12 protein-coding genes and 2 tRNA genes are annotated in these 12,109 nt (G+C 66.2%); 7 read left to right on the top strand and 7 right to left on the bottom strand.

Going from position 1 to position 12,109, the window contains the following annotated elements; translation table 11 throughout:
• Positions 1–104 precede the first annotated feature (104 nt).
• Positions 105–614 (top strand): TlpA disulfide reductase family protein, encoded by a 510-nt coding sequence (locus tag ACGVWT_RS00635; RefSeq protein WP_294284809.1) that lies wholly within the window; start codon positions 105–107, stop codon positions 612–614.
• Positions 615–633: 19 nt separating this feature from the next.
• Here ACGVWT_RS00635 and ACGVWT_RS00630 read toward each other — a convergent pair whose 3' ends face one another.
• The 3 genes from ACGVWT_RS00630 to gap all read right to left on the bottom strand — a co-directional run bounded on the left by ACGVWT_RS00630 (position 634) and on the right by gap (position 3,434).
• Positions 634–1,824 carry a phosphoglycerate kinase gene (locus ACGVWT_RS00630; protein WP_315462214.1) on the bottom strand — a complete coding sequence of 397 codons (1,191 nt, stop codon included), beginning with the start codon at positions 1,822–1,824 and terminating at the stop codon, positions 634–636.
• A gap of 18 nt (positions 1,825–1,842) precedes the next feature.
• Entirely contained in the window at positions 1,843–2,310 is a 468-nt protein-coding gene (locus ACGVWT_RS00625) for an MOSC domain-containing protein (RefSeq protein ID WP_315462215.1), read from the bottom strand.
• Between the two features lie 113 nt (positions 2,311–2,423).
• Complete coding sequence (gene gap / locus ACGVWT_RS00620) at positions 2,424–3,434, bottom strand: type I glyceraldehyde-3-phosphate dehydrogenase (protein WP_020486529.1); 1,011 nt, start codon at positions 3,432–3,434, stop codon at positions 2,424–2,426.
• Positions 3,435–3,618: 184 nt separating this feature from the next.
• On the opposite strand from gap, the gene ACGVWT_RS00615 reads away from it, so the two are divergent.
• The 4 genes from ACGVWT_RS00615 to ACGVWT_RS00600 all read left to right on the top strand — a co-directional run bounded on the left by ACGVWT_RS00615 (position 3,619) and on the right by ACGVWT_RS00600 (position 5,114).
• A complete protein-coding gene (locus tag ACGVWT_RS00615) occupies positions 3,619–3,825 on the top strand; it encodes a hypothetical protein (protein ID WP_116462256.1) in 207 nt (68 codons plus the stop codon).
• On the top strand, positions 3,825–4,133 hold the full coding sequence (locus ACGVWT_RS00610) for a cell division protein ZapA (RefSeq protein ID WP_043059765.1): 309 nt from the start codon (positions 3,825–3,827) through the stop codon (positions 4,131–4,133). Before ACGVWT_RS00615 ends, ACGVWT_RS00610 begins: the two co-directional genes overlap by 1 nt.
• A gap of 241 nt (positions 4,134–4,374) precedes the next feature.
• Complete coding sequence (locus ACGVWT_RS00605; protein WP_315462216.1) at positions 4,375–4,911, top strand: 5-formyltetrahydrofolate cyclo-ligase; 537 nt, start codon at positions 4,375–4,377, stop codon at positions 4,909–4,911.
• Positions 4,908–5,114 (top strand): DUF2842 domain-containing protein, encoded by a 207-nt coding sequence (locus ACGVWT_RS00600; RefSeq protein WP_315462217.1) that lies wholly within the window; start codon positions 4,908–4,910, stop codon positions 5,112–5,114. Before ACGVWT_RS00605 ends, ACGVWT_RS00600 begins: the two co-directional genes overlap by 4 nt.
• Before the next feature lie 144 nt (positions 5,115–5,258).
• On the opposite strand, the gene ACGVWT_RS00595 is transcribed toward ACGVWT_RS00600, so the two are convergent.
• The 4 genes from ACGVWT_RS00595 to ACGVWT_RS00580 all read right to left on the bottom strand — a co-directional run bounded on the left by ACGVWT_RS00595 (position 5,259) and on the right by ACGVWT_RS00580 (position 8,575).
• Positions 5,259–5,335 (bottom strand) — tRNA-Asp (locus tag ACGVWT_RS00595).
• A gap of 64 nt (positions 5,336–5,399) precedes the next feature.
• Positions 5,400–5,476 (bottom strand) — tRNA-Asp (locus ACGVWT_RS00590).
• Between the two features lie 44 nt (positions 5,477–5,520).
• Entirely contained in the window at positions 5,521–6,759 is a 1,239-nt protein-coding gene (locus tag ACGVWT_RS00585) for an AI-2E family transporter (RefSeq protein WP_043059768.1), read from the bottom strand.
• Between the two features lie 52 nt (positions 6,760–6,811).
• Positions 6,812–8,575: a class I adenylate-forming enzyme family protein gene (locus ACGVWT_RS00580; RefSeq protein ID WP_315462218.1), complete on the bottom strand. Its 1,764-nt coding sequence runs from the start codon at positions 8,573–8,575 to the stop codon at positions 6,812–6,814.
• 128 nt (positions 8,576–8,703) lie between these two features.
• Between ACGVWT_RS00580 and ACGVWT_RS00575 the strand changes: the two genes are divergently transcribed.
• The gene (locus ACGVWT_RS00575) at positions 8,704–9,924 is read left to right on the top strand and encodes a serine hydrolase domain-containing protein (protein WP_315462219.1); all 1,221 of its coding nucleotides are present in this window, start codon (positions 8,704–8,706) and stop codon (positions 9,922–9,924) included.
• A 51-nt stretch (positions 9,925–9,975) separates the two neighbouring features.
• Entirely contained in the window at positions 9,976–12,003 is a 2,028-nt protein-coding gene (locus tag ACGVWT_RS00570; protein WP_315462220.1) for a 3-hydroxyacyl-CoA dehydrogenase NAD-binding domain-containing protein, read from the top strand.
• Positions 12,004–12,109: the final 106 nt, after the last annotated feature.

Genomic DNA, 12,109 nt, shown 5'->3' with positions numbered 1-12,109 from the left:
TAACGCGTTTAACCTACGGCGTGGCATGGGCTTGCGCAAGGGGCGAGTGCAGCCTTGACGACATACGCCAAAGGACGCTTGATGCTGGTCAAGGGGGAACGATCATGACACCAATCCGACTGGCGATCGTCGCTGCGCTGTTGACTGCGAGTGGCGCGGGCGCCGCAGCGGACCGTTATGCGTCGCCGCTGGTCGGCAAGCCCGCGCCGGACGCGGAATTGACGCTGATCGACGGCAGTAAAGTGCGGCTCGCCGATCTGCGCGGACAGGTGGTGATCCTGAATTTCTGGGCGACGTGGTGCGTGCCGTGCCGCGCAGAGCTGCCGCTGCTGGATGCCTATTATCGCACGCAGCAGAAGCACGGCCTGCGCGTGTTCGCGGTGGCCACCGAGGATTCGGTGCCGGTCTTTCGGATGAAGCCGCTGTTCGCCGCGATGGCGATCACGCCGACACGGCGGGTGAAGGGCAAATATCCACTGATCGGCAATGCCGTGCCGACCAATTACGTCATCGATCGTGCAGGCGTCGTCCGCTACGCCAAGGCGGCATCGCTGGACCTCGACGATCTCAACACGATCGTCGTGCCGTTGTTGAAGGAGACGCCGCCGACTTGAGCGGCGTCTCGCATTCGGATCAGGCGGTGAGCGCGGCGACGCCCGGCAGCGCCTTGCCTTCCATCCATTCGAGGAAGGCACCACCGGCGGTCGAAACGAAGGTGAAGCGGTCAGCGACGCCGGCCTGGTTGAGCGCGGCGACGGTATCGCCGCCGCCAGCCACCGAGACGAGGCTGCCGTCCTGCGTCAGCGCCGCGGCGGTGCGCGCCAGGCTGACGGTGGCGACATCGAACGGCGGCGTCTCGAATGCGCCCATCGGGCCGTTCCACACGAGCGTGCGGCAGTTCTTCAGCACATCGCCCAACGCCTCGACCGCACTTGGGCCGACGTCGAGGATCATTTCGTCCGCCGCGACTTCGTGGACGTTGACGGTGCGTACCGGCGGGTTGGCGCGGAATTCCTTCGCCACCACGACGTCATACGGCAGGTGAACGGTGCAATTGGCACGATCCGCGGCCTCGAGGATTTCTTCCGCGGTGCCGGTCAGGTCATGCTCGCACAGCGATTTGCCGACATCGACGCCGCGCGCCGCGAGGAAGGTGTTGGCCATACCACCGCCGATGATCAGATGATCGACGCGGGTGACGAGGTGCTTCAGCACGTCGAGCTTGGTCGACACCTTGGCGCCCCCCACGACGGCCGCGACGGGGTGGTCGGGATTGCCCAGCGCCTTTTCCAGCGCGTCGAGTTCGGCTTCCATCGCACGACCGGCGAAGGCGGGCAGCACCTTGGCCAGCCCCTCGGTCGAGGCATGCGCACGGTGCGCCGCGGAAAAGGCATCATTGACGTAGAGATCGCCCAATTTCGCAAAGCGTGCAACGACTTGCGGATCGTTCTTTTCTTCACCGCCGAAGAAGCGGGTGTTCTCAAGAACCGCGATATCGCCGGGTTGCAGCGTCGCGACGGCCGCCTCGTCACCCTCCCAATCGATATAGCGGACCTCGCGGCCCAGCACGGCGGAATAGGGGCGGACAATACGGCGGAGCGACATGTCGGGGTTGGGCGTGCCTTTCGGCCGGCCGAAATGCGCCAGGATCAGCACGATCGCACCACGGTCGGCGAGTTCGGTAACGGTCGGCAGGGTCGCGCGCAGCCGCGTGTCGTCGGTCACCGCACCGTCCGCCATCGGGACGTTCAGATCTTCACGCACCAGCACGCGCTTGCCACGAACTTCGCCCATATCGTCGAGCGTCTTGAAGGCCTTAGCCATGATATCGTCCTTCAGATCTTAAGAGAAAGAGACGACCGACACGGGATCGCCGATCGCGATCCGGCCGGGCACCTTGACGCGCGTACAGGCCCCGCCCCGCCAGTCGGGGGTCAGCGCCGCTTTCAGCCCGGTCGCGATCGTCTCCATGCGGCTGCACGGATCGCATTCGACCGTGATTTCGAGCTCAACCACGCCGATGCGCAGCCGTGTGCCGGGTACCTGCGGGATGTCGAAGCCGTCGACCAACAGGTTTACGCGCCGTTCCTGCCACGGAATCGTATGGCCGAGGTCCGCCATGGCGGCATCCCAGTCGCCGCGCTCCATCAGCGTCACCTGCCGCTTGCCACGGCCGCCGGGCTTCACCGCACCGCGAAAATCGCCGTGCAGCCCACCCTCGACGGTCACGTCGACGGCGTCGACCAGTTCCATCGGCGCCTTCGGGAACGCGTGGCGTGCGATGCCGACGAGCGTACCCTCGGTCTTCATACCCACCCCGTCATCGCCACGCGCGCGGCGACGCGGCCATCCAGAGCGTCGTGCGTGACGCTCTGGATCGCTTCGCTCCGCTCGCAATGACGAGGTGGGTCATAGGCGGTGCCTTACAGGAACTTCGCCATGGCGGTCGCAGTGTCGACCATGCGGTTCGAGAAGCCCCATTCGTTGTCGTACCAGCTGACGACGCGGACCAGCTTGCCGTCGAGCACCGCGGTTTCCAGGCTGTCGACCGTCGACGACTGCGGCGAATGCATCAGGTCGATCGAGACGAGCGGTTCGTCCGAATAGACCAGCACGCCCTTCAGCGGGCCGTCTTCCGAGGCGGCCTTCAGGATCGCATTGACCTCGTCCTTCGTCGTGTCGCGCTTGGGGGTGAAGGTGAGGTCGATCAGGCTGACGTCGGGCACCGGCACGCGGATCGCCGAACCGTCCAGCTTGCCCTTCAGTTCGGGCAGCACTTCGCCCACCGCACGGGCCGCGCCGGTGGTGGTGGGGATCATGCTCATCGCCGCGGCGCGGGCACGACGCAGGTCCGGGTGAATCTGGTCGAGTATCTTCTGATCGTTGGTGTAGGCGTGAACGGTGGTCATCAGACCGCGTTCGATACCGACCGTGTCGTTCAGCACCTTGGCGACCGGCGCCAGGCAGTTGGTGGTGCAGGACGCGTTCGAGACGATCGTGTGCTCGGCGGTCAGCTTGTCGTGGTTGACGCCATAGACGACGGTGAGGTCGACGCCCTTGCCCGGGGCCGAGATCAGCACCTTCTTGGCGCCCGCATCGATATGCTTCTGGCACGAGACGTTGTCGGTGAAGAAGCCGGTGCATTCGAGCACCAGATCGACGCCCAGTTCCTTGTGCGGCAGGTTGGCAGGATCGCGCTCGGCGGTGACGCGAATGCGCTTGCCGTCGATGACGAGGTCATTGCCTTCGGCGGTGACGGTGCCGGGGTATTTGCCGTGGACGCTGTCACGGCTGAACAGCCAGGCGTTCGACTTGGCATCGGCGAGGTCGTTGATCGCGACCAGTTCGAGGTCGCCGGCACCGCGTTCGATGATCGCGCGCGCCACCAGTCGGCCGATGCGGCCGAAGCCGTTGATCGCAACCTTCACCGTCATCTGCTTCACTCCTCGCAATGGGTCGCGGCGCGTCGGATTCGGGGCCGCGTTAAACGTGTTAAAGCGGCCCCGCCTTTGCGAGGGGGAACGCCCGTCTGTCAACCGCGGGCGATGCGCGGATCGTGTTTGCGCGAAGCGGTTTGACGACTTGCCGCTGCCCCGGCGCACGCCTAGGTCAGGAGGTATGGCCGAACCGCTTCCCGACACGTCCCCCGATACGCCGAGCGCCGTCGATCGCATCGACGCGGCGATCGCCCGAATCGAAACCGCGATCGCGGCCCGCGCCGCGGCTGGCGATGCGCTGGCGCGCCGGCATGCGGCGCTGAAAGCGCGCATGGCCGAAGCGGTCACCGCACTGGACGACGTGATCGCCCGTGGGACGACGGCCTGATGGCGAACGTCTCGCTGCCGATCGGCGGTCGTCCGCACACCGTCGCCTGCCGCGACGGGGAGGAAGCGCATCTCGTTGAGTTGGGCAAGATGCTCGACGAGCGCTGGCCGGCAGCCCTGCGCGCGGCGGGCGGCGTACCGGGCGAGCGGGCGATGCTGTTCGTCGCCCTGATGCTCGCCGACGCCTTGGAAGACGTCCGCCAGCGCCCGCCCGAGGGCGCGGCGGTGAGCGAACCGGCGTTGCAGCGCATCGCCGATCGGCTGGAGGCGCTGGCCGACGCACTGGAGCACGATCCGGCGGCAGGATAAGGTCCCTGCCCCATTGCCAGTGCGCTCCGCGCATCCTAAATTGGTCGGCGGCGGGTTCTGCCCGGTACGAGCCTTACTTTATCCCTGAGGCTATTCATCATCCATGGGGGCTGTCCCTGCCCGGATCCTGGTCCGACGCACATGGTCCCCACCTGACGTTACAGGGCGTCAGTGGATATTTTGGCACACGGCCATGGCGGTCCCGCCACCCGCCCCTCTCCTCTCGTGACCGCGTGGAGCGATGACCGACAAGCTCGCCCTCCGCGCCCGGCTGCGCGCTGTTCGTGACGGTTTTGCGCCGACGGCGCCGATCGGGTTGGCGGCCGCGTTCGTTGCGCGGTTGCGGCCGGGTCTGATCGTCGCAAGCTATATGCCGCTGGGCAGCGAGGCCGATCCCGCGCCGCTCGCCGACGCTGCCCGCGCGGCTGGATGCGCGCTCGCACTGCCGCATGTCACGACGCGCGCCGCGCCGCTTCGCTTCCTGTCGTGGGACCTGTCGCAACCGCTGGAGCGCGGCGTCTTCGGCCTGCTGCAACCCGCAGCAGATGCGCCGGAGGTGTCGCCCGACATCATCCTGGCGCCGCTGCTGGGCTTCGACGACGCCGGAAACCGTCTGGGGCAAGGGGCAGGTCATTACGATCGCGCCTTTGCCGCCCATCCCGATGCGTGGCGGGTGGGAATTGCCTGGTCGGTGCAGCGAGTCGCTGCGTTGCCCGCCGATCCGTGGGATATGCCGCTGCACGCCATCGCCACCGAATCAGACTGGATCGCCTTATGACCCCTACGTGGCGCAAGCCCGCCGGCATGCTCATCATCCTGAGCCTGATCGCAATCTGGTGCGTGGGGATCGTCAGCCTGTCGGAAGTCGTCATCACGTGGCCGTGGTGGCTGCAGGCGCCCTTCTATCTCGTTGCCGGGATCGTATGGATCCTGCCGTTAAAGCCGCTGCTGCTTTGGATGGAGACCGGGCGCTGGCGGTAACGCTGTCCTTGCCCCCTGCGATGATCGACGGCACGGGCCACACGCGTTCCGTTCGCGCATAGGCCATCGACAACAGGCCAAGGCCAACGAGGGCGTGTGAGAAAAATCATCGCCCATCGGGCGGATGCCACCGGTCCTGACCGGTGGCGCGAGTGACGGGGCTCGAACCCGCGACCTCCGGCGTGACAGGCCGGCGCTCTAACCAACTGAGCTACACCCGCGTGTTCGGCACGCGGCGCAATGCGCTATGCTTGTCTCGGCAAATCATACCATTCCGGGATGGAATGGCGCGAGTGACGGGGCTCGAACCCGCGACCTCCGGCGTGACAGGCCGGCGCTCTAACCAACTGAGCTACACCCGCTGAAAGCGTTGAGGCGCGCCCACTAAGCGAGGGCGCGGGGGGTGTCAACGACCTTCTTCGCCCTCCCCCTCACTGCGGCGGCGTCGGGCACGTTCCTGATGCACCAATGTGCCGTGTTCGAACAGGAATCCGGCAATGTCGGGCTTGCCCGCCGCGCCCAGCACGGTCTGGATGATGATGAGCAGCGGCACCGCCAGCACGGCGCCCGTCGTGCCCCATACCCAGCCCCAAAAGCTGATCGACACCAGGATCATCAACGGACTGATCGTCAGCCGATGCCCGACGATCAGCGGCGTGATCGCATTCGCCTCGACGAGGTGACAGCCGATCATCACGCCCGGCGGGATCAGCGCCAGCCAGATGTCGGTGAAGGTCATCAACCCCCCGATCGCGAGCAGGAATGCCGCCAGGATCGGCCCGAAATAGGGGATGTAGTTGAGCAGCGCGACGATACCGCCCCACATCAACGGCGACGGCATGCCGAGGAAATACAGCGCGCCCGCGACGATGCCGCCCAGGGTCAGGTTGATGAGCGTAATCGTGCCCAGATAGGCGGACACGTCATCGACGACGTCCTGGATCACGCGGGCGGTCGCCATTGCGCCGTCGAAGCTGGTGCGTCCGGTGATCGTCTTCTTGCGCAGGCCGGTCCAGCCCGAAAGGAAGAAGAAAACGATCAGGATACCGAAGAAGAATTGGACGATGACCGTCGGCGCGGACGTCGCGGCGAGTTCCAGGATCGAGCTGGGCGGCGCGACCGCGGCGGTCTGCGGCTGGCGCACCGGTGTCGAAGCAATCTGCCGGAACATCTTGTTCACGGATTTTTCGAGCGTCGAGTAGAGGTCTAGCAGCGGCGACAGATTGTGCTGGATCCGCGTGATCCGGCTGGGGAGCAGCTGGAAGAAGTCCGTCGCCGGCACCACGATGGCCGCGATCGCGATATTGGCGATGATCAGGAACACCAGGATGCAGAATAGCGCAGCGATGGCGGAGGGGATGCCGCGCCGTTCGAGCCATTCGAGCACCGGCACCAGCGCGATAGCGATCACCAGCGCCGTCGTCAGCGGCAGGAAGAATTCCGCGCCCGATTTGAGCGCGAAGGGCGTGCCGAGGGCAAGGCCGATGCCCGCGATAAGCGTGAAGGCAGCGAGCAAGCGATCGCGGCGCTGCGCAATGCGGCCGATCTCGCTGCGGGTGCCGGGCATCAGCGGCGCGCCGAGCGCGATCTGCTCCTCGGGCGTGATGGAGGGTGACGGGGGAGCAGGATCGGGATCGTCGGCCATCCCTCTGCTCTAGCGCATTTTCGCGCGCCGCCACCCTCCTGTTTGCAGCCGGTCAGGCCGCGGCGGCGGAATGATCCTCGAACAGCGCTTTCAGCTCGCGTTTCAGGATCTTGCCATTGGCATTGCGCGGCAGCGGTTCGGGCAGGAACCGGATCGCGACGGGCACCTTGAACGCCGCCAGCCGGTCGCGCACGAACCCCTGCAATTCCGCCTCGGTCGCGGTGCAGCCTGGGCACAGATGGACGATTGCCGCTGGCTCCTCGCCCAGCGTCCGGTGCGGAATGCCGACCAGCGCGGCGTCCGTGACCGAGGGGTGGGCGTAGAGTACGTTCTCCACCTCGATCGAATAAATATTCTCGCCGCCGCGGATCACGATGTCCTTGGCGCGATCGGCGATGAACAGGAACCCGTCGTCATCGATCCGCGCGAGGTCGCCGGTGCGCACCCAGCCATCGACGAAGGTCGCCGCGGTCGCCTCCGGCTTGTTCCAATAGCCCTTCACGATCATCGGCCCGCGCGCCCAGAGCTCGCCGATCTCGCCACGAGGCAGCACGGTGACGCCATCGTCGGCACGGATTTCGATGTCCGCCGCCGCAACGGGGGCGCCGGCGCTCGCCGGGCGGTTAAGATAATCCTCGGCGCCATGCTGCGTCACCGTCGCGGTCGTTTCCGTCATGCCCCAGCCATTGCCGGGCAGCGCACCAAATTCCTGATAGATGCGCCGCACCAGCTCGGGCGCCGAGGGTGCACCGCCATAAGCGATCGTTTCCAGCGACGAGAGATCGTATTTCGCGCGATCGGGGTGTTCGAGCAGCTGCCAGGCGATCGTCGGCACGCCGCCGGTCATGTTGACGCGCTCACGCTCGATGATCTCCAGCGCGCGCACCGTGTCCCAGCGGCGCATGTAGATCGTCGTCGATCCGGTCGCGATCGTTCCCATCATCCCCGCCGAACAGGCCGTGACGTGGAACATCGGGATGACAGTAAGGCTGACGCGCGGCGTAGGATCGGGCGGCGTTTCGCCCCGGCGCAGATAGCTGCGCGCCGCGGTAAAGCCGCTCGACAGGATGTTGGTCATGAAATTGCGGTGGGTGCCCAGCGCCCCCTTGGGAGCGCCGGTCGTACCGCTGGTGTAGAAGATCGTCGCATCGTCGTCGGGCGCGATCTCGGCAGGCGGCAGCGGCGTGGCGGGCAGATTCGGCCAGTCATGCGGCGTACCGATGATATCTTCCAGCCGCTCCACGCCCTCCGCCAGCGGCGTCGAGGCCCGCGCGACGATCACCCGCTCCAATTGCGGCAAGGCGTCGTAGACATCGTGCAGCCGCGCATGGCGCTCGTCATCGACGATCAACACCTGCGCGCCCGAATCGCGCAGGCCGTAATCGAGCTCGGCGCCCGTCCACCAGGCGTTAAGCGGCACCATGATTGCGCCGATCGATACCGCGGCGAAGAACGCGACGGGCCATTCGGGCAGGTTGCGCATGGCGAGCGCGACGCGATCCCCCTTCTTCATACCAAGGGCCACCAGATGTGCGGCGAGCGCGGCGACGGCACGGTAATGCGCCTCATACGACACGCGCTCGTCCTCGTAGATGACGAACAATCGGTCGCCATGACCGCGACTCGCCTCGATCAGGAAGCGCATCGACGGCGGCGCGTTCTTCCACACCCGAGTCGGCAGGCCGCGGATCACGACTTCGTCCATCTCGAACTTCGCGCCGGGCGCGGTCAGCAGCGCGTCGACCTGAGCCAGCGGCAGCGCCGGCCATGTCGGCGGCAGGGGTACGATCGGCTCGCTAGCGGGCTCGCTGGCCATGTCGGCATCCTCTCCATATCGGCCCGCCCGCGCTTGCGGTTACGGCGTTTCGATGAAAGGTTACTGTTGATTCCGCCGCCGCTCAAGGCAATAGAGCAGATAAGTTCGAAACTGGGGTATGTCACCGCATGGCCGACACCGATGCACGCGCGCTGGGCTTCGACCCGGATCGGCTGGCGACCATCGACGCGTTCCTGAAGGCGCGCTACCTCGACACCGGACGCCTGCCGAACGCGCAGCTGCTGATCGCGCGGGAGGGAGCGATCGCGCATTTCTCGCACCAAGGGCCGGCACGTGAGGGCGGTCCGAGCATCGACGAACGCTCGCTGTTCCGCATCGCGTCGATGACCAAGCCGATCACCAGCCTGGCATTCATGATGCTGGTCGAGGAGGGGAAGGTCGCGGTCGACACGCCCGTCCACCATGTTTTGCCCGAATTCAAAGGCATCGGCGTCTATGACGGCGGCGGTGGCGGCGTTCCGTTCGTCACCAAAGCGACCACCGAGCCGATGCGCATGCTCGACCTGCTGCGCCATACCGCCGGCCTGACCTATGGTTTCCAGAATCGGTCGAACATCGACGCCGCGCATCGCGAATCGAAGCTGGAAAGCTGGCACGGCAACCACGACCTCGACGGATTCGTCGCGGCGCTGGGCAAGCTGCCGTTGGAATTTTCGCCGGGAACGGCGTGGAATTACTCCGTGGCGACCGACGTGCTGGGTGCGGTCGTGCAGCGCGTGTCGGGCATGCCGCTCGACCAATTCTTCACCACGCGCATCTTCGCCCCGCTGGGCATGCACGACACCTTCTTTGCGGTGCCCGACGACAAGACCGACCGGCTGACCGATTGCTACACCCTGGTCGAGGGCAAAGGCCGCGTGATCTACGATCGCGGCGAGGCGAGCGCGTGGAGCCGGCAGCCCAAGCTGCTCTCGGGCGGCGGCGGCCTCGTGTCGACCGCGCTCGATTATCACCGCTTCTGCCGGATGTGCGAAAATGGCGGGACGCTGGACGGCGCACGGATCGTCGGCCGCAAGACACTCGAGCTGATGACGATGAACCACCTGCCGGGCGGAAAGGACCTCAGCAGCCTGTCGCGTTCGCTGTTCAGCGAGACGCAGAATGCCGGCACCGGCTTCGGCCTGGGCTTTGCCGTGACGCAGGACGTCGCCCGCACGATGATGCCCGGATCCAAGGGCGAATATTATTGGGGCGGCATGTTCTCGACCGCCTTCTTTATCGACCCCGTCGAACGGCTGCACATGGTGTTCATGACGCAGCTGAGCCCGTCGGGCCTCTATCCGATCCGGCGCGAGCTGAAGACGATGATCTACGCCGCGCTCAACTGATCATTTCGTGACCCCGGCGCCGACCGGGGGACGCCTTAGGAAGGACTGTCCATGACCTCGCCGATCCGCACCGAACGCCACGACGACGTGCTCGTCATCATCTCCGACAACCCGCCGGTCAATGCGCTGGGCGCAGCCGTGCGGCAGGGATTGGAGGCGGCGATCAAGGAAGGCGTCGCAGATGCCTCGATCGCGGCGATGGTGATCCGCTGCGACGGCCGTACCTTCTTCGCCGGCGCCGACATCACCGAATTCGGAAAAGCCATGGTCGAGCCGGGCCTGCCGACCGTGGTCGACATGATCGAAGCGTCGACCAAGCCCGTCGTCGCGGCGATCCACGGCACGGCGCTGGGCGGCGGGTGCGAGGTGGCGCTGGGCTGCCATTATCGTGTCGCGGTGCCCTCGGCTAAGCTCGGCACGCCCGAAGTGAAGCTCGGCCTGCTGCCCGGTGCGGGCGGCACGCAGCGTCTGCCGCGCATCGCCGGGGTCGCGATGGCGCTGGAGATGACCGCCAAGGGCGATCCGATCAGCGCGAAGAAGGCGCAGGAGGCCGGCCTGATCGACAGGATCGTCGGCGAGGATAGCCTGGCGGCGGATGCGATCGCCTTTGCGAACGAGGTGAAGGCGAAGCGACCGATTCCCCGCGCATCCGAGCGGACGGTGCAGCCCGATCCTGAGGCGGTTGCCGCGTTCCAGAAAGCCAACGGCCGCCGCTTCCGCGGTTTCGATGCACCAGCCGCCAACATCGCCTGCGTCGTCAAGGCGACCGAGACGTCGTTCGCAGACGGCATCGCCTTCGAACGGCAGGAATTCGTGAAGCTAATGATGGGCAACCAATCCGCCGCACAGCGCCACATCTTCTTCGCCGAACGCCAGGCCGCGAAGATCGACGACGTCCCAGCCGACACCGTCAAGCGGCCGATCAAGCGTGTCGGCGTGATCGGTGCCGGCACGATGGGCGGCGGCATCGCGATGAACTTCCTGAGCGCCGGCATCCCCGTGACGATCGTCGAAATGGCGCAGGAGGCGCTCGATCGCGGCACCGGCGTGATCCGCAAGAATTACGAGGCGACCGCCGCCAAGGGCCGGATGAAGCCCGAACAGGTCGAAGCGGCGATGGGCGCGCTGACCCCGACGCTCGATTTCGACGCACTGGCCGAATGCGACCTCATCATCGAGGCGGTGTATGAGAATATGGACGTGAAGAAGGAGATCTTCACGCGGCTCGACGGTCTGGCGAAGCCCGGTGCGATCCTGGCCAGCAATACCTCCTACCTCGACATCGACGAGATCGCCGCGGTGACCAAGCGGCCGCAGGATGTCGTCGGCATGCACTTCTTCTCGCCGGCCAACGTCATGAAGCTGCTGGAGGTCGTGCGCGGCGCGAAGACGGCGCCGGACGTGCTGGCGACGGTCATGGACCTTGCCAAAAAGATTAAGAAGGTCGCCGTGGTGGCCGGCGTCACCTATGGCTTCATCGGCAACCGCATGCTGATGCCGCGCCAGGTCGAGGCAAACAAGTTGCTGCTGGAAGGCGCGACGCCGGAACAGATCGACCGCGTCCACGTCGCCTTCGGCATGCCGATGGGGCCGTTCCAGATGGCCGACCTCGCGGGCGTCGACATCGGCTGGCACCGCGACCCGAACCGTATCGAGAACGTCCGCGACGCGCTCGCTGCCGAAGGGCGCTGGGGACAGAAGAAGCAGGCGGGCTTCTACGATTACGACGAGAAGCGGAACCCCACCCCCAGCCCTCGCGTCGCCGAGATCATCCAGGAATGGCGCGACAAGACCGGCACGCCGCAGCACGAGGTGACCGACGAGGAGATCGTCGAGCGGACGCTGTACACGATGGTCAACGAAGGCGCGCTGATCCTGGAAGAGGGCAAGGCACAGCGCGCGAGCGACGTCGATGTGGTATGGATCTACGGCTATGGCTGGCCGGTCTATCGCGGTGGCCCGATGTTCTGGGCGCAGAGCGAGGGGCTGGGCAAGATCGTGGCGGGGCTGGAGAAGCACGGCTTCACCGCGGCGAAGAGCCTGAAGGATGCCGCGGCCAGCGGTGGGCGGTTGAAATGAGCGCATTCCTCCCCGGCACGGGGAGGGGGACCGCGCCCGTAGGGCGTGGTGGTGGGGGCTTGCCACGAGCGCATCGCCTGCCGCCCTCCCCCTCCACCATGCCGCT

It is taken from the genome of Sphingomonas sp. S6 (genome assembly GCF_043498045.1).
In the GTDB taxonomy this organism is placed as follows: domain Bacteria; phylum Pseudomonadota; class Alphaproteobacteria; order Sphingomonadales; family Sphingomonadaceae; genus Sphingomonas.
Note: the sequence above shows the minus strand (reverse complement) of the source record. Positions and strands in the feature narration are given on the sequence as shown.